The following is a 26,411-nucleotide window of genomic DNA, read 5'->3' as shown; positions in this document are numbered from 1 at the left end:
GGTACGCTCCAGCGGCCGTTAGCTGAAAGTCCGCTGGCCTCGCTCCCAAGGCGGTCACACTTGGGAATACATACTATAGGAGATAAACCCCCTAGTATGTAAACACGCAACTTGCGCAGATGGACATGCGCAAGTTGGTGGGGCGGAATTTCGCTAAGTTCCGGAAGCAAAAAGGGTTCACGCAGGAGAAGTTCTCCGAGGCGTCCGGCTTTACTCAGCAATACATCAGCGATTTAGAGCGTGGTCGGCGCAATCCCACGGTAGTGACGCTGTTCGAACTCGCGAGCACATTAGGCGTTAGCCACGTCGATCTCGTGTTGCCTGATGAGGAATTCTGCAAAGAGCGAACCAAGACGCCGAAGCAAAAATGAGAGGATTTCGGCCAGACGCTCGTTTCCAGTTGCTCGGCAGTTGCTGCGTGGCTCCGACACGAAGCTCCGCCTAGGGTGTAGCCTTCGCACCGGCTTCGATGCGGGCATCCTCAGCCGTACGCGGTGCCCGGAGCGCGGCTCGTCGTGCAGCCGTCCACGCGCCGCTCCACAAAAACGCCGCCGCCTACCGGCGGCCCGTCAAGACCGAGCTGGCGGCCAGTTCCTTGTTCTGACCACCTTCAGCGCAGGTCAGCACGATCCGCGGCGCAGCGCCAGCACCAGCGCCGTCTTCCGCCGCATCGTCAGCGACTTCAGTTCGGCACGAACTTCATCGCTCAATGTCAGAGGCAAGTTGCCGGACCGCCGTCACATTCTCCGTCCCTGCCACATTGTCCATCTTGGCACAGGGACGCAAATCTAATGCAAATATACGATTGCAGACTTGTGGCGTCGGGACGCTGGCCGCCGCGCCTTTTTGAACCAAAGGTGATGTTGCGCTCCCTGAATGCGCACTACAGCACAGCAACCATTGGGTGCCTGTCTGTTGCTGCCCAATGCAAGATCAGCAGACGGTTGCGCAGCGGCGAGGCAGACGCACTCCGCACGACTGACACCAGCATCGGCAAGGCCTCGGTGCGCCAAGAGCAACGTGCCTACAGTGTCGGCGTGACCACTCATATATGGTGGCCTCCAGAGGCAATCTGACAACCGGAGAATTGATGTTTGTCGACTGGCTTGAACCGCCCCGGGTTTGCCGGAGGCCACTTGGTTTAAGTTATGCCGCCATGGCGAGGTGTTCCATCATGGCGTAGTAGCGTTGCTCGGCTTCGGCCAGCGGGATGTTGCCGATGGGCTCGAGGAGCCTTCGGTTGTTGAACCAGTCCACCCATTCCAGGGTCGCGAACTCGACGGCCTCGAAGCTGCGCCATGGTCCGCGCCGATGGATCACCTCCGCCTTGTAAAGGCCGTTGATGGTTTCGGCGAGAGCGTTGTCATAGGAATCTCCGACACTACCAACGGAAGGCTCGACGCCAGCTTCAGCCAAGCGCTCGGTGTACTTGATAGAGACGTATTGGCTACCCCTATCGCTATGATGCACGAGCCCGCCGCGGTGGACCGGTCGGCGATCGTGCAGGGCCTGCTCCAGCGCATCGAGCACGAAGCTGGCGTGCGCCGTGCGCGAGGCCCGCCAGCCCACGATCCTGCGGGCATAGGCGTCGATGACGAAGGCGACGTAGACGAATCCGCTCCAGGTCGCGACATAGGTGAAGTCGGAGAGCCAAAGGACGTTCGGCCTTGGCGCCCTGAACTGGCGGTTGACGTGATCCAGCGGGCATGGCGCGGCCTTGTCGCTGATCGTGGTCTTAACCGGTTTGCCGCGGATAACCCCCTGCAAACCCATGTCCTGCATCAACCGCGACACCGTGCAACGAGCAACATCGAAGCCTTCTCGCTTGAGCTGCCGCCACACCTTGCGCGCGCCGTAGACGGAGAAGTTCTCATCGAAGACGCGCCGAACCTCGATCTTCAGCGCGGCGTCCTGCCGGGCTCGCGCCGACAGCTTGGCGGGATCGCGCCGCTTGGCCACATGGGCATGGTAGGTCGAGGGGGCGATCGGCAACACCTTGCAGATCGGCTCGACCCCATGCGCCCCACGATGATCGTCGATAAAGGCGATCATGGCTTGGACCGGCGGTCGAGCTCCGCCATCGCAAAATAAGCGCTTGCCTTGCGCAGGATCTCGTTGGCCTGCCGCAGCTCACGGTTCTCCCGTTCCAGGGCCTTCAGCTTCTCGGCCATCTCAATCGGGACACCGGCCCGTTGCCCGCTGTCGATCTCGGCCTTCTTGACCCAGTCATGCAGCGTCTGCGGTGTGCAGCCGATCTTGGCCGCAATCGAGGTCACTGCCGCCCAGCGCGACGGGTGCTCGCCGGCGTGATCCAGAACCATCCGAACCGCACGGTCGCGGACTTCAGGCGAAAACTTGTTCGTGGTCTTGCTTGTCATGGCTCCATCCTCTCAGGAGTTGGAGCCTCCGGCAAACCCGGGGCGGTTCAGCTGGCCGACACGCTGTGTGTTCACTCATGCTGAAGAGTCTGTTCAGCTAGCTAGAGGAGCGACGTCACCGAAGGACTTCGGGTAAGGGTCGCAAGCCGGCGAGCCACGTTCCAAGAAGAAATAGCACTGCTTGCGTAAGAGCGACTTTATGATCACCCAAATCGATAGTGCACTGCGAGCTCTAGAACGCGAAATCACGAAATCGACTGCGCCTATACAGCGGCAGCGCTGTCTTTCGACTTTAGGCTCCAAAAGGAACCCGCCCGATCAACTCGGGCGGGGCTTTAGAGCGAGTCTCACTCGCCGTTCTTGCGCGGCCGCGACCAGAGCAGGGTGTACCCCTCCCCGCCTTCGTCATCGAACAGGTTCGCGTAGATCGGTGCGTTGAATGAGGGATCGTCGAGCTTGAGCGACAGGTAGTCGCGGCCCTCCTCGGAGCACTTCGACCAGGCTGCCCCGATCTCCGCCCGGCCCACGTAGATGCGGTGGCTTGGCGCGTTGTCGCTGGAGCGGTTGGTTTCCGCGACGATACGGACGCCCTTGGCTTGCAGGCTCAGGGTGACGATCTCGCCCTGGAAATCGTTGCCGACCTTCTTGAAAGAACCGATGTTAGCCATGTCACTTCTCGTGCACCAAGAGTGACGGGTGGAGTCCGTCACGCGCGCTTGTTGCCCCTGCGGGGTGGGGGACTCCGCAGCCCACGTGCCGCAAGCACGGGGGTTGAAGCAGACGGGTGAGGTAAGCCGGGTGCCTCCGGCGAGCCATAAATGAGCAGAACCCGTCAAAGTCGGACGACCCGGGACTTCCGTCCGAGGCTGGTCCGGCGAGCGTACCTGCTACGGAAATAGTTATCGAACCGATGTTTGAAGCCTCGTTGCAACATGGAATCCGCCGAACCGGAAGTGGGCGGATCGGTCGAAAGACCGGAGGAGTGCCGATCCCCGCTGAGTGGACGGGGATCAGGGACGTGCGTGATCGCGCACGTCAGCCAGCGGCCCAGCTTGCGGTGACCGTTGGCCGGAATCCTCACGGGGTAGAGTCGGTCCCTAAGGCAGGTGAAGGGACATCAGGTGAACTTGGGAACGTTGCCGTGTTCTCTCGCGCCGGATGGCGCGAGATGATCGAGGCGACCGATGATCGGCGCGGCAGGGGACGGAGTCTTCGTAGTAGTCGGAGGGCGGGAAAGCCGTCCACATGGCGAAGGGAGACAGTGGGTGAAGCAAGCCGGCAGGAGGCGGGCCGATGAGGCCCGGCGCGGTGAATACCGCGTTCGTCCTCGACATGCAGCGCAAGCTTCACAGGTGGAGTATCGCGAATGCCGAAAAGGTGTTCGCGGATCTGTTCAACATCGTATGCGACCGCAGGACGCTCTTGGAAAGCTGGCGTCGGCTGACCCGTAACAAAGGCAGCCGCACACCGGGTACCGATGGCGTCACGCGGAAGACGGTCGAAGAGCGGCTGGGCGGCGCCGTACGGTTCATCGAGGATATCCGCGGTGAACTACGCAGCGGCACCTATCGGCCCGAGCCTGTCCCGCAAAGGCTAATCCCCAAACCGGGTAAGCCCGGCAAGGTGCGTCCGCTCGGCATTCCGACGCTCAAAGACCGACTGGTGCAAATGGCTTTGAAGCTCGTGCTGGAGCCGATCTTCGAGGCGGACTTCTATCCGACCTCCTATGGCTTCCGGCCCGGCCGTAGCACCCATGATGCGCTGGCGAAAATCCAGCGACGACTTCACCCCACACCCAGCGGCACTTCCGAGTACCGCTTCGTGATCGAGGGTGACATCAAGGGCTGCTTCGATGCCGTCGATCATCATGTGCTGATGGAGCGTGCGCGCCGACGCATCGGGGATCGCAAGGTCCTTAGGCTCGTGCTCGCCTTCCTAAAAGCCGGTGTCATGATCGAGGGCACCGTCCGCCACCCTGTTACGGGCACCCCGCAGGGCGGCATCATCTCGCCGTTGCTGGCCAACGTCTATCTGGCGGCCATCGACGAGAGATACGGACGGTGGTCGATGCGCCCTCGCGAAGACCGCAGAATGCAGCCGACCGGCGGCTTTACGATCGCCGGAGAAACAGGCCTACATTCTACGCCGTACGTTACGCCGACGACTTCGTCGTGCTGACGGACGGGACCCGCGAGGAAGCAGAAGCCGAAAAGTTTGCGTTGGCGCAGTTCCTCAAAACGGAAATGCGCATGGAACTGTCGATGGAAAAGACCAGGATCACCGGCGTCGAGGAAGGCTTCGACTTCCTCGGCTATCGGGTGGTGCAGACCAAGGCACGCCGCACCGGACGTATGGTCGGTAATCTCTTCATTCCGAAGAGCAAGCTGAAAGACCTGCGCCACAAGATCAAGGTCAGGGTGAAGGCGACGCCGACAAGCCAAGCCCTTGCCGATCTCATCGACGATCTCAACCCGGTCATCACCGGATGGCGAAACTACTACCGCTACGCCACGTGGGCCACGCGGGACTTCGCCAGTCTGGATTGGTGGCTGTGGGAGCGCATCGGGCGATGGCTGCACAGGAAGCATCCTAAGACGACGTGGCAAGAGCTGCGTCGCCGCTTCCAGGCAACAGCGCCCGACAGCCGCTGGCGATGGGTCGACGGACCGAAATCGCTGCGGTTCTTCCGGGAAGGCGGATCACTCCACTTCCCGCACCGGGGCATACGCATACCGAACGGATGGAACGATCCTGGCGAGAAGTTCCGCAAAGGAGCCGATCGCTTCTGGGCGTCGTTCAACACCCTCATGGACGAGTGAGGATCACACGCGGCGTAAGCGGCGCATGGAGAGCCGGTTGCTTGGAAACTTGCACGCCCGGTTCGGCGAGAGGGGCGCAGAAACCATCCGTCGCAAGACGGACAGGCGCTGTGCCCCTACTCTACCTGTTGTGTTTCGAGCCCGCGACCACCGCGGCCTCGATGGCGATCTAGAGGCCGAGGACGATCGGCGACGCACCCGCTTGCGGGCTGGAGCGCAGCGGAGGACGCCGTCGTTGCGACTTTCTTGCTTCGCGAGGAATGGGCGTAAGCCCAGGGGAAGAAAGTCGCATCAACGGCGTTGCGGCTCAGATGATCGAGGCGCAGCCGGTCTTCGGCCAGATCAAGCCATCAAAGAGGCCACGTTCGTCGCGTGCTGAACCGCAATCTTAAGAGGAAGACTTGGCGAATCTCGATTGTGCTGCGCAAGAGGTTGGTACCGTTCGGCGCAGAAAGAGAAACAATCTGCCGCAAAGGGCGGTATAGTCCCGGAAGGAATGATCGAGCGCGGCGCGCCGCTCCGCCGCAGCAATGTGGACCAGGCGGAGATCGGGGGGACTAAAAGCGCGGTTACCTCTTCCCCAAGCTCGATGATCCCTCCTTTAACGTGGCGCCCTGTGCAACCTTTCTCGAGACCGATGATGGCGACGAAGCTTCATCGCTCGTGCGTGGCGGCCGTAAGAACTGGTCGAGGCATATTCTCCACCGCCCCGGCCGGCACCGACGGCCGGGTCTTTCCGAAAACGGTCAAACGCGCCCATGCCGTGCCGCCGATGCAAACCGCTCCTACACAAGCGAAGGCCTCGCGCCAAGCCAGCGAAGGTACCTCGATGTGCGACAGGGCGAATATCACATGATAGCCAGCGACAGCCGCAGGGACGGCGAATGCGGCTTCGATCGCGATGCGCAAGATCCGGACCCGACTGACCGCGACGGCGACCTGACCGACAGCAAGCGTCAGTGCGCCGGAGGCCAATCCGACCAGCAGTGCGCCGACGACACCGGCGCCATCTCGAAAAGCCATCATCCCGACGTGAGTGCAATGAAGAACGGCAGGGCATACACAGCGAGCACAAAGATCGCCCAGCAGAACAAGCCAATGCCGAGTGTGTTGAGAACAAGCCCACGGGCGAGCATGGTGGTGGCTCCATGTGCATAGATGTACCAGTCGCGCCTTCCACCACCACCGCGGCGCGGTTTCGGACGTAAAATCGAAACGAGACGAAGTTGCGGCGTGCAACTCCGCCTTGGCGCCTTCGAGGCGACGGCGTTCATGCGCCGCCGAACTTCCAGACCGGGATGCCGAGCCGCTTCGCATTGTCGGCGAGGTTGTCCTGGACTCCCGTGCCCGGGAAATGCATGACGCCGATCGGCAGAAGCTCGAGCAGCGCATCGTTGCGCTTGAACGGTGCCGCCTTGGCGTGCTTGGTCCAGTCTGGCTTGAAGGCGATCTGCGCCATCTTGCGGCTGGTCGCCCATTTCGAGGCGAACAGTTCGGCGCCTTTCGGCGAGCCGCCGTGGAGCAGGACCATGTCGGAGTGCTTGGCATGAACCTTGTCAAGGCGATCCCAGATCAAGTGGTGGTCATTGAAGTCGAGCCCGCCGGTGAGTGCGATTTTCCGCCCCGGCGGCAACATGACCTCGGTCTCAGCGCGGCGTTTTGCTGCGATGAAGTCGCGGGAGTCGATCATCGCTGCGGTTAGCGTCCGGTGATTGACCAATGATCCCGATCGAGGACGCCAGGCTGAGCCGGTGTGGACCTCAAATTGCGCGATGGCCTGATCCCGGAACAGTTCCAGGCAGTTACGGCGCTCGATCAGCGTGATGCCTTCAACCGTGAGGCGCTCGAGTTCGACCGATCGCACTTCCGAGCCATTCTGCTCGCGCTGGCTCTTGTGCTGCGCCTGCTCGTTTTCGTCGAGCTGGCGTTCGATGCGGTCGACGGCACGATGGAACAGGTTGACTGTCGACCAAAGCAGATCGTCAAGGTCCGGTTCAAGCCGCGTGTCGCTCATGGTCGCAACCAGGGCGTCAAAGGTATCGGCCACAGAGCCGGCGATCATCTTGCCCTCGGGGAGCGGTCTTGGATCGGGCTGGTGGTCGAAGGGACGATAGCCGAAGAGCTGTAGTTCGGTGAGGGCGTGGTCACGAGCAGCCGCTCCATGCCGAGTACGGACCAGTCGCGCTGCGCGTCCTCGATCAGCTTGTCGGATTTGCTGATCCGAGCGCGCGGCGCCGGCCCTTGAGCCAGTTGTCGAGGAGGATGCCTGCGACCTGCCGACCCTTGCCCGCGCCGGTGCCGTCGCCCAGGAACCAGCCGCGACGGAAGCGGACAGCTTTTTCTGCGTCGTCGAGCGCGGCGGCCACAACATCAAAGGTCGCATCGACCGTCCAAGAGCCCGCAAGACATTCGGAGTGCGCCTCTCCGGCATAGATGACACTCTCAAGCTGGGCGTCGAACAGGATGCCATCCGCCACGACATCGGCCGGCAGATGTGGCCGGTAAGATGGCTACGGCGGCGCGACCGAGGCCATTGCGGCGGACTGCACGAGTTTGGTCGGATGCGCATGCACGTCCAGAATACGGATCGCCCTGCAGTGCGTATTGCTCATACAGCGCCTCGGTGAGCCGGGCACCTTCCGGCGGCGACCACTCGATGGTCTCATACGTAAGCTCCACGCCTTCCGGCGCGACGCCGCCCGGAGTAGACGATGGACGTAGCGCAGAGGCGCCGAGCGATCGTAACCTCGTAGGGCGCCTGGTGCCGTCGATCACGACCGGCGCGGCAACAGGCAGCCTCGGAGGCACATGCCGGGTCACCCAGCCGAGCAAGGTAGCGACATCGGCCGCCATGCCGGCCGAGGCCGGAAAGATCCTCGGGTCTGCCGCGGGCTGTGCCGGAAAGCCACGTCCGCCATCCGTCGATCGACATTCGCCAATGCGGAGAACGGCGGGTTCATCAAGACGACGCTCGGCACAATAGCCGCATCGAGGTGATCATCGATCTGGGCGGCGTCGAAGCGCGTTACCTCACCGCCCTGCCGCAAGATGTGCTATGCCTAACGTAGCAGGAGCGGACTAGATGGCTCATTCGGTCGGTGGTTTTGATCTCAATACACTAGTCGCACCAGCTGGAAGGCCGAGGTACGGAGCCACGGCAAAGCCGTCGCCATTGCGCCGGTCACATGGACAAAGGGTCGCTACACCAAACAGAACAGCAAGGAAGTTTTTCAACAAGTCTGGTTCCAAAACGCACACGAATTGGAAGAACACCGAACCGGTACGGATCCTTTCATCGTCGCCGTCGCCGTCGCGAAAGACTACAGCCACCATCCCCACGAGTTTCAGGACTTTCAGGCAGTCTTCGAGGTTGTTGCCGCGGGCGACATTTGTGATGAAAAAAGTATTGAGATTAAGGTCATTCGACGGGTGACAAGCAAGGATTTTGACCATGCCCCGGGGCCATTTCGCGGCCGTCCGTGACGATCATCCGTGCAGGGCTTCGTCGAGCAGACTGTCCATAAGTCGGTCATGAAGGCTGATTCTGCCCGATTTCCATACCCTTGCAGCTTTTGCCCCATTTTGGCTCTAACCCTTTCTGCTAAGGACGACGAACCCTGCCAAGACTCGCGTATTGTGATGTGATAACAATCGGAGTTCTAAACTAGGGGTGGAAGGGGTAGCGTTCCGGCCGGCGTGTATACGCCGATTTGCCGACGCGTGGTTGCCTCGCATGCTCCGCCAATAAAGCCCGCCGCGTGCTGTGGACCGGGTCAACACCGGGCTGGGGGAAATGAACTCTGAAGGAAAGTCGCGCTCGCGCGGACCAACGACGGCCGATTTGGGAAGCCTGGCGGACCAAACGCTCTCGTTTTTCAAAAAGACGGCGGACGCCGCTCGGTCCGAGATGCACGAAAGCGCGCCAGGACCGGCTTCCCTTGCCGCGGTCAACACGTTCACCGGCACCAAAACCCTGGACAAACTCTCGGACATCGGAACCGAGAAGCGAAGGCGGCTCGCGATCCTCTCAAGTGAGCCTGCAATCGCCAGGATCGTCGTCATGGAGGACGGCAAGCCGATTGTCTATTACATCGCGCGGGCGACCCCGGACAGCGGTCAAGAGCCGAATATCCGGGTCGCCAATTACCGTGCGTCATTGGGGCGTCTGGCTTCCCTTCCCGTAGGGGCGAAGTACGCAAAGCCGACACCCAAAGGCGAGCAACTGCTCGAAATCCTGGAAAAGACTCTCCTGCAGCCTTCCCTGGATCCGGAAGGTTGGGACTCGAAGAATTCGAAGTTCGAGCATATCGGGCACTTTCCGAAGACCATCGTGTCGCTGCGGCACCTGCTTCCGCGGGCGGCTTCCATGGAAATGGATCTCCTCGACGAACTGCTTGCCGAGGCGAAGGAAGCCGAAAACGTAGTCGAGGGCTTCCGACGCTCCGTCCTCGCCAAGATGGGCTTGCGCGAGGCGGGCGCACTCGACGAATTCCAAGACGAAATATTCCGCCTGCCTCTTTCCACCCGGCTGCTGATCCTCGGCCCGCCCGGCACGGGAAAGACGACGACGCTCATCAAACGCCTTGGCCTAAAGCTCGACGTCACGCATCTTACCGACACCGAAAAGAGTGTCATTTCGCGGACTGCCGCCGGAATGGCCGGTCTCGGAAACAGCTGGCTGATGTTTGCGCCGACCGACCTTCTCGCTCAATACGTTAAGGAGAATTTCGCCAGGGAGGAGGTGCCGGCGTCGGATCTCCGCATTGAAACATGGACAAGCTTTCGCCAAGACATCGCCCGCAAAAAGCTCGGCATCCTCAGAACCGCCGCGCGTCGGGGCGGCCTCGTCATGAAGGAAACCGTATCTTCGCTCCAGAACGCGACACTGAAACGTCAAACCGCCTGGTATGTCGATTTCGAAATCTGGCAGAACGAAGCGTTCTGGAGCGACCTAGGGGCGAATGCAAAACTGCTTCTGGAGGCCGAAGCGGGTGAATTGCGTACCATGGGGCTTCGCCTGGAAGGATTGCTGAAAGGTGCCGATGCAAAGGGACCGCTGTCGCTTGCCGACATCATGGAAACGGCAGCCGAGCTTTCCAAGGCTAGCCTCGATCTGCGTCAGGGCTCCGAAAGACGCGCGCGCGAAGCCTTCGCGAAGCAGCTAGCTAAGGACCGCGGCCTCCTAACGGCGCTTGCGGATTTCGTAGCCAGCCTGGAAGACGACGCCGAGGAGCCCGATGATGCTGTGGTGGACGACGAGGAAGACAGGATCGTTTCACAAGATACCCGGGAGGCAGCCTTCCTCGTATACGTCGAGACGGTAGGTGCACTCGCGCGCGCCCACGTGTCCGGACGAAAGGTCGCACCACGTTCCAGGACCGGCAAGATCCTCGCATGGCTCGGCGGACGAATTCCGTCCGAAAGCGAACTTTCGATTCTCGGGCGGGCCCTTCGCGCTTCGTCGGCCGTCACGCGATTATCAAATCCGCTCCGCCGTTACATGGTCGGAATCCCGCAGAGGTACAGGCAATTCCGGCGCCAGCGACAAGCCGAAGGCAAATGGTACTCGGCCTCCGGCTTCGTCGGTTCGGAGGCGCACCCCTTGGAGATCGACGTGATACTTCTTGCCAGGCTGAGAAGCACGGCCACGCTCCTTGCAGACCGGCGTTTTGCCGCAAGCATTGCCGACGCAAGCTACGCCTCGCTAAAAAACGTGGCCGATCTGTACCGGACGCAGATCGCCGTCGACGAAGCGACGGATTTTTCGCCGATCCAACTGGCATGCATGGCGGCGCTCGGCGATCCTGCCGCACGGTCCTTCACGGCGTGCGGCGATTTTCACCAGCGGATTACCGCCTGGGGTAGCCGCTCGCTGGAAGATCTAGTCCTCTTGGACGGCCTCGATGTTCGAGGCATAAACATCACATACCGTCACAGCCGGCAGCTGAACGAGTTCGCCCATAAACTCATAAGCAGCGAGTATCGGGATAGCGCTCCGCCGAGCCTTCCCGAGCATGTAGACAACGAGGGTGTTCCGCCGGCTCTAGGCATCGGTCTAAGGACGGACGCCGACATCGCAGCCTGGATCGTGCGCCGGATCGAGGAAATCGAGAACATAAGCGGCGGAATCCCCTCGGTCGCCGTGCTTGTCGACGTGGAAGACCGCGTTTCTCCGCTTGCAAAGTCTCTGGACACCGTGCTGTCGCAGAGGAACTTGAATTTGAACGCCGTGGCCTGCCAAGGCGGCCTGGCCATCGGGCGGGACAATCAGGTCCGCGTCTTCGACGTCCAGCATATCAAGGGACTGGAATTCGAAGCGGTGTTCTTCGTGGGATTGGACAGGTTGGCCAAGCGCGAGCCCGATATCTTCGCTAAGTACCTTTACGTCGGCGCGACCAGAGCCGCACTTTTTCTCGGTTTGACGATCGAGGACCGGTTGCCTCCGATCCTTGCAGACATGCGGTCCACCTTCGTCGAGCGCTGGACGACGGCAGCCGGTTCGACGCGCCAAAATGCAAGAGGGAAATCATGAAGGATAACGGCGAGCCGGTCGACGCAACTGTGGAGACGCTGCTACGCGAGGTCATTCTGATCGAGCGGCGGAACGCGAACGAACTCCGCAACGTACAGCAGGAGCGCAGAGACGAAATCAGGGAAGTCATCGAGAAACTGACAAAGGCAAAACCGTGAAAATCCGCCAGATTGATCTGTACAATTTCCGCCAGTTCTACGGCACCACCAAGCTGGCGCTGGCGTGCGAGGACGACCGGAATGTGACCCTTATTCATGGCGAGAACGGTCTCGGTAAGACTACTATCCTGAACGCGGTATATTGGGCGATGTTCGACGACGTAACGCCAAGGTTCGAGCAGAAAAACCGGATAGTAAACTTCGAGGCGGAGAAGGAAGGAATCCGAGAAGCCAAGGTCGAGGTCGAATTCGAGTTCAACGGCGAAATCTACAGGGCGTCCCGCACCTTTTCGATCGGATCCGCCAAGACGTCCTTTCTTCTTTATCGTATCGACCGGGGGTCGCACGTTCCGATCAGAGCTCCCGAGACGTTCGTGAATTCTGTTATTCCGAAGGCGATGGCGCGATACTTCTTCTTCGACGGCGAGCACGCCGAGACCTTTGCAGCCGAAAAGAATCAAACCGCCGGGGCTGCTGTCCGAAGTATGCTCGGCTGCGACCTCGCCGAGGAAGGGATGAAGGACCTCAAGGCCGTCGCCGGTCAGTACACGAAACAGACCGGTGACGGAGGCGGCGACGACGAACTCAAATCCCTTCGCGACAAACTGACTGAACTTGAGGATCAGGTGGCGCGCGACGAAGCCGACCTCGCCGATCAGAAGAAAAGCGTCGAGCAACTGAGCGAACAGAAATCCCTGATCGACGAAGCTCTCCGATTGACCGCCGGAGCGAGCGAGGTCCAAGAACTCCGCGACGGCCTGAAAACGCGCGAGGAGCAGATCGAACGCGACGTCCGCGAGAGACAGGCCGAGCTCGTCCGTTGGATCGGCGAGAAAGCGATCGCCGTTCTGAGCAAGAAGGCGCTGCTTGAAACTGCGAGCTTCGTCGATTCGGAGGCGGTTGAAGGACGGCTTCCGAGCCCTTATCGTGAAGATTTCATCCAGAGCCTTCTTCACCGGGAGAATTGCATCTGCTGTCGAGACCTGAAACCGACGACGTCGGAGTGGAACGCTGTGGCCACCCTCCTGAAGACGGCGGGCAATACCGAGGCGGAAAGCCGTCTGGCACGGGTCCGCATCAGGCTTCATACCTTTCAGGAGTTGGCTCGAAATGCGCCGAACCAGCTGTCATCGACACAGGAACGGTTGGGTCAGCTTCTCGAAGAGCGGCGCGGGGTCGCTGCCGAATTGGGTGAGGTCAGCAAGAAGCTCGAAGGCCTCGATCTTCACGGGGTCCGGGAACGAGAAAGAGCGAGAGGGGAGATCGAGAAAAACCTGGGTCAACGACACCAGAGAATCGGCGATCTTGAGGCAACGATCAGGAATGCGGCATCGCGCATTGACAGCTTGGCCCAGGAAATCAAGGTGAAGGGAGCGAAGAACGAACGCACGCGCACGATCATGAGGAAGCGGCAACTCGCATTGGACGCTGCGATCCTTCTGAAGAGCCGCCTGGAGCGGTACGAGAGCCGGGCCAGAAGCGCGATCGAAGGCGAAATCAACGACATCCTCGAACGCACCGCGCGACGCGACTACCAGTTCAAGTTCGACGACGATTTTTCGATGGCTTTGACCCACTCCGACATCGATGGTCCAGTCCCCAAGAGCGGAGGCGAAAACCAGCTCATGAGCCTTGCCTTTACCGCCGCGCTTGTGCGGTTCTCGAAGGAACGCGTGGGAAATACGGACGAACTTCTTTCGCCGGGTACCGTGGCCCCGCTGGTCCTTGACGCACCGATCGGCCATCTGGACCAGTCCTACAGGGAGGCGACGGCGGAATTCATTCCCGAGATGGCGGGACAAGTTATCCTACTGCTGTCCAGCGCGCACATGTCCGCGGGAGTGTACGACGCGTTGAAGGCCCGGGTCGGCAAGGAATACGTGCTGATTTCCGAAAACAGGCGGGCGCGCGAGGGAAAGAGCAACGACCCCATCGCCTTGAACGGGCGCAACTACAACCAGTCGCTGTTCAATCAGGAGAGAAATCTCACGCGTGTGGAAGAGGTCGCTTGAAGATGCAGAACATTCGACGACTTGCCCGGCACGCAGAGATTTGCGAACTCCTTGCGAGGGCAACGCACCCGCACACGGGAAACTCGATTTTCGGAACGTTTCGAGAGCTGGCCTGCTTCGCAGCACTGCTCGGATTCGAACGAGACAGAAAGGTCGTGCTGGACGGACCGACCGAACTGCTCGTGGACGCCCGCATCTTCGAGAGAAACGACCAGGCGTTGGACATGCTCTATCTCGTGGGATTGGCGGCGACGCGCGACAGGAACATCCTGAAAAACGACGAAGCCAACTCGGATCGGCTGGTGTCGAAATTCGAGCGTTACGTGGCCGGCGGATTGGAGATTCTAAAGGAATGGCTGAACGATGATCCCGCGGACGAGAACGGCGACAGGGCCATTCTGAGCGGACTGCACAGGGCGGGGCTTCTCAAGGCGGAACCGCCGGCGGCAGACGTTATCAACCGGGTCGTCTTCTAGTCGCATGTTGAAGGACCTCAATCTCAAGGCGGTTTACCAATCCGACAGAGACGATCTTCTGCGAGACTTCTACATCCCGGCGCTCTCCCAGAGCGTTCAATACGACAGGGCGGTCGGATTCTTCTCCGGCAGCATGTTGTCGTTTGCGGCGCAGGGAATATCAGCATTCGTCGCCGGCAACGGTAGAATGCGGCTAGTGGTGGGCGGCGAATTGGACGAGGAGGACGTGGCCGCAATCCAAAGCGGATACGACACCCGGATCCTCAGCGAGAAGATCGGCAGGCAACTGCTGCGGGTTCTCGACAATGTCGATGACGATCTTTTTCAGACCAGAATCGAGCTGTTGAGCTGGCTTGTTGCCAGCGGTCACCTCGACATCAAAGTCGCATTGAAGCGCAGGGGGATGTACCACGCAAAGGTTGGCATCATGAGGGATGCCAACGGCGACGGCGTTGTCTTTCAGGGATCGGCAAACGAGACAGTCTATGCTCTCCTGCCCGACTTTAATTTCGAGACGATGAACGTTTTTCCGACTTGGCGACAGGAACTCGCCGCACATTTCGAGCCGCACGTTGCGGGGTTCGAAAGGCTCTGGAAAAATCGAAGCCCCGGAACGGTTGTCATCGACTTTCCTGACGCCGTTCGCGAACGTTTCATACGCATCGCAAAGCGGTCGCGTGTTGCCGATACCGATACCGAGCGCGCGTTATGGGAAGAGGCGCTTCAACGATATATGCCTTCGCCGGCGCGTTCACAGCCCTCACTGCCCAAGACCTTGGGCGGCCGCCCCTTCGCCATCATGCCGCATCAAAGGCGGGCTCTGGAAGCGTGGCGGGCATCGGACTGCCAAGGCATCCTGGCCCTGGCGACGGGTGCGGGAAAGACGGTTACGGCGATCTACGCAGCCGTGCAATTTTTCAAGCAAACGAACCGCCTGTGCCTGATCGTCGCCGTCCCCTACCAGAGCCTGGCGGATCAGTGGGTCGAGAATCTTCGCATTTTCTCTATCCAGGCCTTCGCATGCTATGGCGGTACCGCCCGTTGGCGCGACGACGTAGCCCAGGCGCTACACCTCTTCGAACAGGGGGCAGCGCCATTCATCTGTTTGGTTGTCGTGAACAAGACGCTTACCGGAGAGGTCTTTCAGCACCTACTGAAGAATATCCCCGGCGATCGAATGTTGTGGGTTGGCGACGAATGCCACCATCATGGCTCGGTAACTAATGCGGCTTCGCTTCCCGACCAGGCACAGCTCAGACTGGGGCTTTCGGCGACGCCCAATCATTATTTGAACTCCGAAGCAAACCTTCGATTGAACCGCTTTTACGGACGCGTCGTCGATACCTATGACCTCCGTCAGGCTCTCGAGGACGGCGTTCTCACCCCTTATCGATATCAGGTTGAGTTGGTCGACCTCACGGAGGACGAAACCGACCGATATCTGGAGTTGAGCGAGCGCATCGGCCGTCTAATCGGTCGATCTCCGGCGCGACTCGGCGAAGGAAATCCGGAACTCGACCGCCTCTTGTTCGAGCGAGCGCGAGTGCTCGGAGGTGCCTCCAACAAGATGAATGTCCTCGACCGGCTGTTACGGGGACAAGAGCCCACCGCCCACACGCTGTTCTATTGCAGCGACGCAAGCACCGACTCCGACGACAATTCGGCGCCGCAAAGGCAGGTCGAAGCGGTGTCCCAGAGACTACACGACCTCGGATGGCGGGCTTCGCGATTCACGGCGCGGGAAGCGACGTACGAGCGTCGACTAATCTTGGACGGCTTCCGTCTCGGGGACCTCGAAGCGATGGTCGCCATCCGTTGCTTGGACGAAGGTATCGACGTTCCCGCGTGCCAAAAGGCGTTCATACTAGCCAGCAGTCGAAACCCGCGCCAATTCATCCAGCGACGGGGACGGATACTCCGGCGCTCGCCAGGCAAACACTTCGCCGAAATCGTCGATCTGATGGTCAGAATTCCGGATGGCCTGGTCGAGAAGAGCGATGTGGAACGGGCGCTATTGGAGGAAGAGTTGAAGCGTGTTGCCGAATTCGCACGCTTGGCACGAAACAGCGGCGACGTGATTGAAACCCTGATGCCCCTTCTTGTTGAAAATGACCTAACACACTGCCTTATATAAGTTATTTCCTAAATTCAGGCGGCTGGCACCCGAGGTCCACTCACACAATATTTGACTTCCATCGAACTTCCAAATGGGATAATTGAAAATCCATTGGAGTGGTAATATGTCCGACAACAGCCTTGAGTTTACGGCAATTAGAGGCATCCAGGCGGCTAACGCCTATTACGTGATCATGGTCCCGCTCAAGGTTGTTCCTCGCCTTTTCCAGTTCGAGGATGAAGCGATGGGCGCCGCGGAGCGCGCTCAGAGGGTTCTGAACAGGGCCCGTGTACCGGTCATTGCTAGCTACATCACGAACAATCCCGGCGAATACATATTGTCATCGCTGTGCGCCTCTATCGACGGCGAGATCGAATTTCAGCCTGCCGCCGCCAGCGGCGCGCTGCGCTCGGTCGGACGACTTCGTATTTCCATGGATGCCACAATTCTAATCAACGACGGTCAGCACAGGCGCGCCGCCATCGAGGAGGCGCTTCGCGAACGGCCGCTATTGGGCGATGAAACGATTTCGGTCGTCGTGTTTGCCGACCGGGGGCTGAAGCGGTCGCAACAGATGTTCGCAGACCTGAACATCCACGCCGTGAGACCGACAAAATCGATCAAGCTTCTGTACGACCATAGAGACGCGCTAGCGGGCCTGACTCGGAGCGTCGTCAAACGTATCCCGTTGTTCAGGGATTTCACGTGCTTGGACACAAGCAGCATCTCGAACCGCTCAATCAAGCTCTTTACGTTGAGCAGCCTCCATCAAGCGACCGCCGAACTGGTCGGCAAGATGTATGACGGCGGAAAGGTCGATGACGCAGACCTGGAAAAGGCTGTGGATTACTGGACGGAGATTATCCAAAACATGCCCGACTGGCAGCGAGTGGGCACGAGGCAAGTTGCAGCATGCGATCTGAGGCGCGACTATGTGCACGCTCATGGGGTCGCCGTCCAGGCGATCGCGACAGTGGTAGGACGAATGGCGTCGGATAGCCCCAAGGGATGGCGCCCCAAACTGCAAGGCCTTCGTGACATCGATTGGTCGCGATCGAACCGGCGCTTGTGGGACAACCGCGCCTTGGTGGCTGGCAAAGTGAACAAATCCAAGAACAACATCGTCCTCGTCGCCAACGTGATCTCGAAAGCGCTCGGAGTACCTCTGCCGCCCGAAGCGCAAAAAATCGAAGACCTTTACGCACCGGTGGCAGGTATCGAACTGGAAGCAGCGGACGCAACATGACCCCCATGATCAATAAGGCGGCAATCGAAGACCGCTGCAGGGAAATACGCGAGGTCTACCTAGCGGACGCCCGTCCGTGGGTTGTCGGTTATTCCGGGGGTAAGGACTCGACCTGTGTCCTTCAACTCGTCTGGACCGCGCTCTCGTCCCTGCCACCCGACCAGCGAACAAAGCCGGTCTATGTCATCAGTTCGGACACACTCGTGGAAACGCCCGTGATTGTTCGATACATCGACGTCACTCTGGCTAGAATTGAAAAGACCGCACGGGACCAAGGTTTGCCGTTTCGAAGCCAGAAGGTGACTCCGACGGTCGAGAAGAGCTTTTGGGTCAATCTGATCGGGAAAGGCTATCCCGCGCCGTCGCGACGGTTCCGCTGGTGCACCGAACGGCTCAAGATCGAACCGGCGGACGCCTTCATCAAGAGCAAAGTCGCCGAATTCGGTGAAGTAGTGATGGTTCTCGGAGTTCGGTCGTCGGAGAGCGCCACTCGCGCTCAGGTCATGTCATTGCACCGGCTAACGGGATCGGTACTCTCCAGGCATTCCTCGCTGCTGAATGCATTCGTTTACGGACCGATCGAGGCATTTTCGACTGACGACGTCTGGTCCTATCTCCTGCAGAACGCATCCCCCTGGGGGAACGACAATCGCGACTTGGTCGCGATGTACCGCAACGCCCAGGGCGAGTGCCCAGTCGTCGTGGACAAGACCACTCCGAGCTGCGGAAACTCCCGGTTCGGATGCTGGGTGTGCACGGTCGTGGAGCGGGACCGTTCCATGGAAAACATGATCGATTCCGGAGAGGATTGGCTGGAGCCCCTTCTGGAATTCAGGGATATGCTTTCGGAAACCCAGGATCCACAGAAGAAGAAAATCTATCGCGAATTCCGGCGACGTGGCGGCCACGTCTCGTTCATCGGGGACTCGGATCAACCCGTTCCCGGCCCATACAAGATGGACTTCTGCAAGCTACTGCTCGAACGCCTCCTGGACACCCAGGTTCGCGTTCAGAAGAACGCCCCCCCGGGAGAAGACAGCCTTCTCATCCACGACGCCGAACTGCACGAGATCCGCAGGATATGGCGGTCGGAGAGAGGCGACTGGGCCGATAGCGTTCCAAGCATTGTGAGAAAAGCGTTGGGGCGCGATCTCAACTGGGTCGTCGAGGATTCCGTATCGTTAGGTGCTGAAGACGCGCGGCTGCTCGACGAGGTCTGCTCGGCCCGGCAGGTACCGACCGAACTCGTCGTCCGTCTGCTGGACATCGAGAAGGCCGCTCATGGCCTGAAACGCCGGCACGCCGTGCACACGCGGATCGAAGATGTATTCCGCCAGGAATGGCGCGATCTTGACGCGATCGTCGCGGAACGGATGGCCGCCAAGGGATCGTCCAGAGCCGACGCCGAAGCGGCAATTGTTGGGCAGGTGGAATTGGATATCGAAAGCGGAGAGGTTTCATGATCCTCCGCAAGATCAGGCTCGAGGATTTCGGCCTTTATGCCGGAAGTGTAGAGATCGACCTTGTTCCTCGCACTGTGAAGGGACGCCAAAACCCGATCGTTCTGATCGGGGGCAAGAACGGAGCCGGAAAGACTACCGTTCTCGAAGCGGTCCGCCTGGCCCTCTACGGCCGACGAGCGCTCGGCACGAGGGTTGGGCTGTCGGAATATGAAAACCATCTGCGGGAGCGCATCAACCGCGACTCGACGTCGGCACGCGCAGCCGTCGAACTCGAATTCGATTACGCGGAGGCCGGTGTCGTCCATCGCTATCGAGTCAGGCGCGAATGGGAAGTCCGCGGCAAGGCGGTAGCCGAAGATCTGTCGCTGGAAAAGGATGGGAGCATCGTGACGGCGGTGCCGCGCGACGAATGGCACATGTTCCTTCAGGAGCTCATCCCTCCCGGCGTCTCTCAATTGTTCTTTTTCGACGGAGAGAAGATACAGCAGATCGCCAGCGACGACGACAACGAGCAGATGGCCGACGCGGTCCGAAGCCTGCTTGGCATCGAGCTTGTAGGCCGATTGCGCACCGATATCGCGCTGTTCATCGGACGTCATGAAGGCAGCGCCGGCGACGGCGTCGCGTCGAAGGTGAACGATGTCGTCATGCAACTGAATGCCAACGCCAAACGGATCGACGAACTGAACGGCGAGGTCGCGGAATTGATGTCTTTCCGAGACTCGCAAGCAAGAGCGGCCGAGCGGATCCGACGGCGTTTCGTCGCCGAAGGCGGCGAAGAGGCCATGGCTCGCAACAGCATCGAGAGCGAACGGGAAAGCGTGAAGAAGGAAATATCCCGGGGCGAGCACGAACTGAAGGAGCTCGCGAACGGTCTGCTTCCTTTTGCGATGGCGCCGAAGTTGATCGCCGGTTTCAAAAACGCGCTTCTCGCCGAGAACTCGTCGAGCGTCGCACCGTCGGTCGCCGCCTTGCGTGCCGCGATTTCGTCCTGGAAGAGGAACGAAACGCCCGACCGCGAAGCGCGTTGGACCGATAAGCATTGGTCGGATCTCCGACGCTTCGTTCAACAGCAGGCGCGCACGCCTTCGGGCTCGAAATCCGCAACAGCGTTTGCCGGTCTCGGAGACGGGACGGCCGCTTTGGCGAGATTGAACGACATCGAAGGCGTCGTTCGCCCGCGCGCGGAAACACTGCTCCGAAGACTCGAGAGCCTTGCGAGGCGCGAGCGCGAACTGGAAAAGAAGCTTGCGCGCGCCGACAACGCCGCGGCGGGTGCCATGCTGGACGAGCTTCGGCTTGCCGACCAGAAATTGGGCACTACGGAAGCCACACTGAAGACACGCCAGGCCGAACTCGACCTCGTCCGAGGGCAACGCGTCACCATGGAACGTGAGCGCGTTCGCATGCTGGAGGAGCAGAGCGCGGCTGCGAGCGCTTCTGACCGGGTGGACTTGGCGGGCCGAACGGCTCAGGTGCTGGCGGACTATGAACATCGCCTTCTCGAGCACAAGCTAATTCAGCTCAAATCGGAATTCGTGCGGTGTTTCGGATACCTGGCGAGGAAGCCCGGCCTCATCCGTGACATCCGTATCGATCCAGTGACGTTCCGAACCACCCTCCTCGACCAGGACGGAAATGAGGTCAGAAAAGACGCATTATCGGCCGGGGAAAAACAGGTCTACGCGATCGCGATGCTCTGGGCCCTGGCGCGTACCAGTGGTAGGCCGCTGCCCATGATCATCGATACTCCTCTTGCCAGATTAGATTCGGAGCACCGCGCAAACCTGATGGAGCGGTATTTTCCGGCGGCATCGCACCAAGTCATCATGTTGTCGACCGATACGGAGGTCGACGCAGCTCAGATCGAGAGGCTGCTGCCGAGCATATCTCATTCTTACAGGCTGGATTACGATCCTATATCTCGTCGAACCTCCGTTTCTCGAGGCTACTTCGAGGTTCCAGAGGCCCGGGAGGATGCACGTGCACTACAGCAAGCTTAAGATCTCCGCCGACGCTACCAGCAGGCTGAGAGCGTTGAGACAACGTACGGGCGTTACGCCTAACTTGCTATGCCGAATGGCGTTGCTGACATCGTTGGAGGAAGGGCCGCTGCTCGGGACCCCAGCACCGGACGAGACCGGCGCCGAATTCAACGCCTACACCCTCACTGGCGAATACGGAGCACTGATCGGTGCGCTCACCCGCTGGGTGGAAGGCCGCTCTTCGGAGGAAGACGGCGATTTATCGAACGACCAACTTATCGACCTGGTTCGGAGTCACATTCACCGGGGCGTTCGGACGCTTTCCGTCCGCGCGAAATCGCCATCCGACATTCTTCGACTAGTACCCAAGCGTTCGTGAAGGGAACCGAGATGTCCGAGCGGGTCTATCTCGATCACAACGCGACTACGCCGATCGATCCGGCGGTGCTCGCGGCGATGGACCCGTACCTACGAACATTCTACGGTAATCCCTCCAGCGTCGAGCACGAGGACGGTCATCTAGCGGCGGCTGCTGTCGAGTTGGCGCGCGAGCAGACCGCGGAATGCATCGGCGCGCGACCGAACGAGATCGTTTTTACCGGTAGTTGTACCGAGGCGGACAACCTGGCGATCATTGGCGTCGCGAAGGCTTATCCTGACAAGAAACACATAATAACGACGTCCATCGAGCATCCCGCCGTAATCGAGTCCGCACGCGCGTTGGAAACCGAGGGATGGCGTGTGACCTACCTTCCGGTCGATGAATACGGAATGATCGACCCTTCGGAACTCGAACGCTCGATCACCGATGAGACCTCTCTGGTGTCAATCATGGCGGCCAACAACGAGGTAGGCACGCTACAACCGCTCGAAACGATCGGTGCAATCTGCTTGCAGCGGGGAGTACTTTTTCATTCCGACCTAGCCCAGACCATCGCCTACGTTCCGGTCGATGTCGAAAAGGTCGGTATCCATCTGGCCAGCCTTTCCGCCCACAAGACGTACGGCCCAAAAGGGGTTGGAGCGCTCTATGTGCGGTCTCGGAAACCGCGGGCAAGGATAAAGCCGATCATCTTGGGTGGTGGCCAGGAACGCTCGTTGCGCCCGGGTACGCTCAACACCGCCGGCATTGTCGGTATGGGCGAGGCTTTCGCGCGGGCCAGTCGGTTGGCCACCAAGGACGCGGCCCGCCTCTCGCAGATGTGCGTCGAGTTTCGGACCAAACTTCTCGCGGAAATACCCGCGGCGAAGCTGAATGGAGATCCCGACCGAAGACTCGCCAACAATCTTTCCTTCTCGATTGAAGGCATCGAACCGCTTGCGCTGATGCGCCGGCTACGCGATCGCATCAGCTTCTCCGCATCGAGTGCATGCGCGACCGACAAGGTCACTACTTCGCATGTTTTAAAGGCTATGTTCGGTGATGGCTTGCGAGCGAAAGGTGCCTTCCGCCTCGCACCCGGCCGATTCACGACGAAACATCAGTTTGAGGCAGCTCTCGGTCACCTAATTGCCGAGATCCGGCTTTTGAAGGATATTTCGCGCCCAGCCGCCTAGGACAAGACCGGCTTGAAGCAACTAGACGACCTTCAACGGAAGCTCAACCTCACTCCAATCGGAGCCGTCACTGACCGCCGACCGATAGCGATCAAGCAGCTTTTCCTCGTCGGTATCCACGCCCACCATATACATGACGAGATCTCTAGCGAGCGCCTTCCCCGTCCCGATTATCCGCCTGCGCTGGGCATCCCAAATGACGCCGACATAAGGCTCCGCATCGAGTTCAACGGGAAGCTTCTTTAGCTTGGCCGCCGCGTGGGGCAACGAGAGTTTCTGGTCACGAGCCAATTTTATCGCTGCGCGAGTTACTATCTCGAGGCCGATGGGCCGAAAAAGGAGGTGGCCTCCCAGTTCGGTGCGATACTTCGGGGCAACTTTTGAGGGCTGCGTAGACGACAAGAGTTCGGTGACGGGTTTGAACGTCTTTCCCAATGCTGCGAAATAATCGGTCGCAGACTTGTAGTACTGGTCTAATCTTTCCTCGGATGGACGGTTGAATCTCAGGTGACGGTCCGTTCGACTACCGTCTTGGTTTGAGAATACCAGCTTTAGGATATCGTAGAGATTTGCGATGGTCGTCAGGCATTCCTTGTTACCCGCCGGAATGGCTTGACTGGAGATAACGGCGATCTTCGGGCTCCTGAAGGACGAATTCGTCTCGACCAAGCGGCGACAAGTGATGGCCATGACATCGTCTTCGTCGAGCGCGATGATGTCTCGCTTCGCTACCGGCACCGCAGTCTTGTTCAAGGTGGTGAATAGCCTGCGTGTCCGCTGTAAACCAGCGGCGTCCTTCTTGTGCCCTACGAGGATCACAGATACTTGTTCCCCCGCGAGATCCACGTTGTCTTTCATAGCCTGTTTGATGCCCGCGAGGCGGTGCTGACCATCGATGGCGAATATCTTCTCCTTGCCAGTCAAAGCGAGGAAGCCGAGAGCATCCGTCGCGCGCGGTGGGATCTCCCCAACCAACCCGGGATTCGCCGGCGACTTGAAGTTTCCAATCTCCAACCAGTCCGGCTTGCCTCCGTACGTCGCGAGGACCAACGAATTGAAAAAGCGCTCCTGGGTCGACGCCAGGTAACTCGCAATGTGCCTCGCACGCGTGCCTTCAAGGCTACGCTGAATGAGCTGCGATAACGCTTCGTCCGGGTGGATTTCGTGAGCGTAGTTTACTCTCGCACCGACATCGGAGACCTCCATCACGCAAGAATAATAGATCCAGTCACCGAAGGCGCCTCGAAGCGCTGGAACAATCAACGGATCGTTCTTCATCAGAATGCCGCCTTCCTCGCCGACGCAATCTCGGCGTTGAAGTCTCGCTGATTGATGGGCGGAATGATTGCGTCAAGCATCGCCTTCTCAAGTTTGTCGAGATCGACCGATTGTTTGGGTAACGGTACAAAGTTGAAGAATAGATCGCCGTTCCATTTGTTTAGCATGAATACTACTCTCGGCCGTCCCTTGGGATCACTCAACTCGCGCAGGTACTGCGCGTATCGCCTGCGTAGATTCGACGAGGAAGTGTTACCGGTGATGCCCACGTACATGATATATCCATGAGCCGGCAACTTGGTTGGCGACAACTCCAAGGTGAACGCGTATATGCCGCGTTCCGACGGAATTGCAGAAACGTTTGCCGCTTCGAAGCGCGTCTTTTGCCAGTCGAGTCGATGCTTGGACTTGAACTTCTTCCATCTTTTGACGTTGAGAAAGAAGCCGTGGGAATCGGCTTTATACCTTTCGGTCAGGTCAACGATATCATAGGCACGGACCGGCACAGGACGTTCCTGCAGTCGATTGAGGGCAATTACTGGACGAAACGATGTTCATCCAGCTGCGACAAGACCGGTTCATATCCTAGGTTGTAGCGCTACGTAAGGCAATCCAGCTCGACTAGGGTGAACACAGTTAACGCCGCAGACCTGTTTTACCCGAAGCCCCAAAGCGCGTCCGGGCGCCAGGCGAATGAGAGACGATGGATGTCTGTCAGAAACGAACGAAGAAGTTGATGGGCCGTCTGCTTTTGATCTCCTATAATCTGAACAGATTCGGCTGACTTCGCGGAGTTTGACTTGAAGCCGCCACCGATCCTCAAGAAAGACCCTACCCGAAGCTTCTACCAAACGCATTCGCAGGTCTATGCCGATGCGACTCGTGTGCGCGCGCTTGCCGACGTGCTCGTCAATTTCTTGCGAGAACTACCGGGCGATGCGAGTATCCTTGATCTCGGCTCCGGTGGTGGCCATGACTTGCTTACCATTACGCGCAACGGCCGATTTGGAGCTGGTTTGGATTATGCGGAATCCATTGCCCGGATTGCCCGTTCGATATCTTCCGCACCCGTCGTCGTGGCCGATATCCGCGCTATCCCATTTCGCAATGGGGTCTTTCATGGCGTTTGGGCATCAGCATCGCTGCTTCATCTGCCGAGATCCGAGTTAACTGGAGCCCTAGAGGAAGTGCGCCGCATTCTGAGGCCGAACGGACTCTTTTTTGCGTCCGTCAAGGCCGGAAAGGCAGAATTTCAGGATCAGAACGGACGACATTTCGTTTTATATGAGTTGGACGACTGGAAGAAAGCGTTGATAGAAGCTGAATTCGATCTAATCTCGGTCGAGTACAATGACAACATCGAATCCAGTCGAAACCTCCAGGCGGATCGTTGGCTCAGCTCTTTGGTAATCCGACGATGAGAACTTCGACGTTAAAAAGGCTCGCGGCTACGATTGTCATCCTGATGTCGATGACATTGATCTGCCAGGCGCAGGAGGCTCAAAGCAGGGGGGCGGTGCCTGATGCTGCGCGGTCATCGACAACCCCGCCCGTCGCCCCCTCCCCCGAACCGAAGCAGCCGGCAGCGACTGCTACCCAGACAGGCGGCGTGCAACATCAACCTCCCGACCGGTCGGACACTTGCTGCACATCTCTGGTGAAGAGAGAAGAGAAATGGAATGGAAAGGATTACGCCGCGCTGCTCTCCGGCATAGCTGGCATGGTCGGGTCCTTCGTCGCGGGAATAGCGGTCTGGCGGAGTGGAAACACGTCCCGGGAAACAAACCTTCAGAAGGCAAACGAAGCCGAGCTGGAAGCGCTCGAAACTAAACTCGACAAATTCTATGGTCCGTATCTCCAGCTTTCGAATACCAACAGGCTGATTGCGACCGAACTCAAGAGTCGGCGACCTAATCCAGACGAAATGCGAATTCTTTTGATCCTACTGAATCCACAATGGAAGGACGATTTTTCCAAGGGGGACATCGCGCAGATCAATGAGATCGTGTCGCTCGACGAAGCCCTCCTGAAACTGATCCAGAATGACTCAGGGCTCACCGGTGGAGCAGTGCAGCCGTATCTTTGGCGCGCGGCCAGCCACTTCCGAATGATGCTGCTCGCGCATAAGGGAGAACTCGACAACGATCCACTCAAGTATCGAAGCTACGTTTATCCAAGACAGCTTGACGAAGTTGTGCGCCTCGAAATGCATCGCATCCGTGAACGCATCGAATTGATCCGCCGAAATCCGATGGCCCTGCATCCACCGATGCCTGATCTGCAGATTCCAGATCGCTTGAAAATGGATCCTTGGCCGGGCATACCTTCGTAGCGATGCCCATTTTTCATTCCAAGCTGAGTGACCTTGCCCCTCGGGCTTAATCCAGTTTG

General features: G+C 59.3%; 22 protein-coding genes, 1 pseudogene and 1 other annotated feature. Of the genes and pseudogenes, 16 read left to right on the top strand and 7 right to left on the bottom strand.

The features are described from left to right. Positions 1-119 precede the first annotated feature (119 nt). Positions 120-371 (top strand): helix-turn-helix transcriptional regulator, encoded by a 252-nt coding sequence (locus tag IVB45_RS04730; protein ID WP_247356711.1) that lies wholly within the window; start codon positions 120-122, stop codon positions 369-371. A gap of 775 nt (positions 372-1,146) precedes the next feature. Here IVB45_RS04730 and IVB45_RS04725 read toward each other — a convergent pair. Both IVB45_RS04725 and IVB45_RS04720 read right to left on the bottom strand, forming a co-directional pair. Then, positions 1,147-2,378, bottom strand: a protein-coding gene (locus IVB45_RS04725; RefSeq protein ID WP_247356712.1) for an IS3 family transposase whose coding sequence is annotated in 2 segments (ribosomal slippage) — positions 1,147-2,087 and positions 2,087-2,378 — 1,233 coding nt in all. Because the reading frame shifts where the segments join, the coding sequence is not laid out codon by codon here. Then, positions 1,978-2,094, bottom strand: a sequence feature (AL1L pseudoknot). Its footprint overlaps the gene before it by 117 nt. 347 nt (positions 2,379-2,725) lie before the next feature. Continuing rightward, positions 2,726-3,046, bottom strand: coding sequence for a DUF736 domain-containing protein (locus tag IVB45_RS04720; protein ID WP_247356713.1), 321 nt, complete (start codon positions 3,044-3,046; stop codon positions 2,726-2,728). Between the two features lie 625 nt (positions 3,047-3,671). Between IVB45_RS04720 and IVB45_RS04715 the strand changes: the two genes are divergently transcribed. The 3 genes from IVB45_RS04715 to IVB45_RS39010 all read left to right on the top strand — a co-directional run bounded on the left by IVB45_RS04715 (position 3,672) and on the right by IVB45_RS39010 (position 6,355). Continuing rightward, positions 3,672-4,556 carry a reverse transcriptase domain-containing protein gene (locus tag IVB45_RS04715; protein WP_247356714.1) on the top strand — a complete coding sequence of 295 codons (885 nt, stop codon included), beginning with the start codon at positions 3,672-3,674 and terminating at the stop codon, positions 4,554-4,556. Further along, positions 4,550-5,197 carry a group II intron maturase-specific domain-containing protein gene (locus IVB45_RS04710; protein ID WP_247356715.1) on the top strand — a complete coding sequence of 216 codons (648 nt, stop codon included), beginning with the start codon at positions 4,550-4,552 and terminating at the stop codon, positions 5,195-5,197. The genes IVB45_RS04715 and IVB45_RS04710 overlap by 7 nt, the downstream gene beginning before the upstream one ends. An 852-nt stretch (positions 5,198-6,049) precedes the next feature. Next, on the top strand, positions 6,050-6,355 hold the full coding sequence (locus IVB45_RS39010) for a hypothetical protein (RefSeq protein WP_346015290.1): 306 nt from the start codon (positions 6,050-6,052) through the stop codon (positions 6,353-6,355). 112 nt (positions 6,356-6,467) lie between these two features. Here IVB45_RS39010 and IVB45_RS04700 read toward each other — a convergent pair whose 3' ends face one another. From IVB45_RS04700 to IVB45_RS04690, 3 genes and pseudogenes are all read right to left on the bottom strand, one after another. Further along, complete coding sequence (locus IVB45_RS04700; protein WP_247356751.1) at positions 6,468-7,376, bottom strand: DUF2493 domain-containing protein; 909 nt, start codon at positions 7,374-7,376, stop codon at positions 6,468-6,470. Further along, positions 7,340-8,226, bottom strand: a pseudogene (locus tag IVB45_RS04695) (strawberry notch-like NTP hydrolase domain-containing protein); the annotation flags it as partial. The pseudogene IVB45_RS04695 and the gene IVB45_RS04700, both read right to left, overlap by 37 nt. 58 nt (positions 8,227-8,284) lie before the next feature. After that, a complete protein-coding gene (locus tag IVB45_RS04690) occupies positions 8,285-8,650 on the bottom strand; it encodes a hypothetical protein (RefSeq protein WP_247356716.1) in 366 nt (121 codons plus the stop codon). A 340-nt stretch (positions 8,651-8,990) separates the two neighbouring features. Between IVB45_RS04690 and IVB45_RS04685 the strand changes: the two genes are divergently transcribed. From IVB45_RS04685 to IVB45_RS04640, 10 genes are all read left to right on the top strand, one after another. Next, positions 8,991-11,729, top strand: coding sequence for an ATP-binding domain-containing protein (locus IVB45_RS04685; RefSeq protein WP_247356717.1), 2,739 nt, complete (start codon positions 8,991-8,993; stop codon positions 11,727-11,729). After that, positions 11,726-11,887, top strand: coding sequence for a hypothetical protein (locus IVB45_RS04680; RefSeq protein WP_247356718.1), 162 nt, complete (start codon positions 11,726-11,728; stop codon positions 11,885-11,887). Before IVB45_RS04685 ends, IVB45_RS04680 begins: the two co-directional genes overlap by 4 nt. After that, positions 11,884-13,899 carry an AAA family ATPase gene (locus IVB45_RS04675; protein ID WP_247356719.1) on the top strand — a complete coding sequence of 672 codons (2,016 nt, stop codon included), beginning with the start codon at positions 11,884-11,886 and terminating at the stop codon, positions 13,897-13,899. The genes IVB45_RS04680 and IVB45_RS04675 overlap by 4 nt, the downstream gene beginning before the upstream one ends. Continuing rightward, positions 13,896-14,375: a hypothetical protein gene (locus tag IVB45_RS04670; RefSeq protein ID WP_247356720.1), complete on the top strand. Its 480-nt coding sequence runs from the start codon at positions 13,896-13,898 to the stop codon at positions 14,373-14,375. Before IVB45_RS04675 ends, IVB45_RS04670 begins: the two co-directional genes overlap by 4 nt. 4 nt (positions 14,376-14,379) lie before the next feature. Next, positions 14,380-16,509, top strand: a complete 2,130-nt coding sequence (locus IVB45_RS04665) for a DEAD/DEAH box helicase family protein (RefSeq protein ID WP_247356722.1) — start codon at positions 14,380-14,382, stop codon at positions 16,507-16,509. A gap of 106 nt (positions 16,510-16,615) precedes the next feature. Beyond that, the gene (gene dndB, locus IVB45_RS04660) at positions 16,616-17,737 is read left to right on the top strand and encodes a DNA sulfur modification protein DndB (protein ID WP_247356724.1); all 1,122 of its coding nucleotides are present in this window, start codon (positions 16,616-16,618) and stop codon (positions 17,735-17,737) included. Then, on the top strand, positions 17,734-19,200 hold the full coding sequence (gene dndC, locus IVB45_RS04655) for a DNA phosphorothioation system sulfurtransferase DndC (RefSeq protein WP_247356727.1): 1,467 nt from the start codon (positions 17,734-17,736) through the stop codon (positions 19,198-19,200). The genes dndB and dndC overlap by 4 nt, the downstream gene beginning before the upstream one ends. Then, positions 19,197-21,203: a DNA sulfur modification protein DndD gene (gene dndD, locus IVB45_RS04650; RefSeq protein WP_247356729.1), complete on the top strand. Its 2,007-nt coding sequence runs from the start codon at positions 19,197-19,199 to the stop codon at positions 21,201-21,203. Before dndC ends, dndD begins: the two co-directional genes overlap by 4 nt. Beyond that, a complete protein-coding gene (dndE, locus tag IVB45_RS04645; protein ID WP_247356731.1) occupies positions 21,178-21,564 on the top strand; it encodes a DNA sulfur modification protein DndE in 387 nt (128 codons plus the stop codon). Before dndD ends, dndE begins: the two co-directional genes overlap by 26 nt. 11 nt (positions 21,565-21,575) lie before the next feature. Then, positions 21,576-22,742 carry a cysteine desulfurase family protein gene (locus IVB45_RS04640; protein WP_247356733.1) on the top strand — a complete coding sequence of 389 codons (1,167 nt, stop codon included), beginning with the start codon at positions 21,576-21,578 and terminating at the stop codon, positions 22,740-22,742. Positions 22,743-22,763: 21 nt separating this feature from the next. On the opposite strand, the gene IVB45_RS04635 is transcribed toward IVB45_RS04640, so the two are convergent. Further along, positions 22,764-24,020, bottom strand: a complete 1,257-nt coding sequence (locus IVB45_RS04635; protein ID WP_247356735.1) for a DGQHR domain-containing protein — start codon at positions 24,018-24,020, stop codon at positions 22,764-22,766. After that, a complete protein-coding gene (locus IVB45_RS04630; RefSeq protein ID WP_247356739.1) occupies positions 24,020-24,526 on the bottom strand; it encodes a hypothetical protein in 507 nt (168 codons plus the stop codon). Before IVB45_RS04630 ends, IVB45_RS04635 begins: the two co-directional genes overlap by 1 nt. Positions 24,527-24,820: 294 nt before the next feature. Here IVB45_RS04630 and IVB45_RS04625 point away from each other — a divergent pair, with 294 nt between their 5' ends. Together IVB45_RS04625 and IVB45_RS04620 are read left to right on the top strand one after the other, a co-directional pair. Continuing rightward, entirely contained in the window at positions 24,821-25,441 is a 621-nt protein-coding gene (locus IVB45_RS04625; protein ID WP_247356741.1) for a class I SAM-dependent methyltransferase, read from the top strand. After that, on the top strand, positions 25,411-26,352 hold the full coding sequence (locus IVB45_RS04620) for a hypothetical protein (RefSeq protein WP_247356744.1): 942 nt from the start codon (positions 25,411-25,413) through the stop codon (positions 26,350-26,352). The genes IVB45_RS04625 and IVB45_RS04620 overlap by 31 nt, the downstream gene beginning before the upstream one ends. Positions 26,353-26,411 lie beyond the last annotated feature (59 nt).

Source organism: Bradyrhizobium sp. 4 (assembly GCF_023100905.1).
Taxonomy (GTDB): Bacteria; Pseudomonadota; Alphaproteobacteria; order Rhizobiales; family Xanthobacteraceae; genus Bradyrhizobium.
Note: the sequence above shows the minus strand (reverse complement) of the source record. Positions and strands in the feature narration are given on the sequence as shown.

What these genes read in the sequence shown, in the direction of transcription:
- IVB45_RS04730 (WP_247356711.1), top strand. Translation starts at nt 120, where the DNA reads ATGGACATGCGCAAGTTGGTGGGGCGGAATTTCGCTAAGTTCCGGAAG.
- IVB45_RS04720 (WP_247356713.1), bottom strand. Translation starts at nt 3,046, where the DNA reads ATGGCTAACATCGGTTCTTTCAAGAAGGTCGGCAACGATTTCCAGGGC.
- IVB45_RS04715 (WP_247356714.1), top strand. Translation starts at nt 3,672, where the DNA reads ATGAGGCCCGGCGCGGTGAATACCGCGTTCGTCCTCGACATGCAGCGC.
- IVB45_RS39010 (WP_346015290.1), top strand. Translation starts at nt 6,050, where the DNA reads ATGATAGCCAGCGACAGCCGCAGGGACGGCGAATGCGGCTTCGATCGC.
- IVB45_RS04690 (WP_247356716.1), bottom strand. Translation starts at nt 8,650, where the DNA reads ATGGTCAAAATCCTTGCTTGTCACCCGTCGAATGACCTTAATCTCAAT.
- IVB45_RS04685 (WP_247356717.1), top strand. Translation starts at nt 8,991, where the DNA reads ATGAACTCTGAAGGAAAGTCGCGCTCGCGCGGACCAACGACGGCCGAT.
- IVB45_RS04680 (WP_247356718.1), top strand. Translation starts at nt 11,726, where the DNA reads ATGAAGGATAACGGCGAGCCGGTCGACGCAACTGTGGAGACGCTGCTA.
- IVB45_RS04665 (WP_247356722.1), top strand. Translation starts at nt 14,380, where the DNA reads ATGTTGAAGGACCTCAATCTCAAGGCGGTTTACCAATCCGACAGAGAC.
- dndB (WP_247356724.1), top strand. Translation starts at nt 16,616, where the DNA reads ATGTCCGACAACAGCCTTGAGTTTACGGCAATTAGAGGCATCCAGGCG.
- dndC (WP_247356727.1), top strand. Translation starts at nt 17,734, where the DNA reads ATGACCCCCATGATCAATAAGGCGGCAATCGAAGACCGCTGCAGGGAA.
- dndD (WP_247356729.1), top strand. Translation starts at nt 19,197, where the DNA reads ATGATCCTCCGCAAGATCAGGCTCGAGGATTTCGGCCTTTATGCCGGA.
- dndE (WP_247356731.1), top strand. Translation starts at nt 21,178, where the DNA reads ATGCACGTGCACTACAGCAAGCTTAAGATCTCCGCCGACGCTACCAGC.
- IVB45_RS04640 (WP_247356733.1), top strand. Translation starts at nt 21,576, where the DNA reads ATGTCCGAGCGGGTCTATCTCGATCACAACGCGACTACGCCGATCGAT.
- IVB45_RS04635 (WP_247356735.1), bottom strand. Translation starts at nt 24,020, where the DNA reads ATGAAGAACGATCCGTTGATTGTTCCAGCGCTTCGAGGCGCCTTCGGT.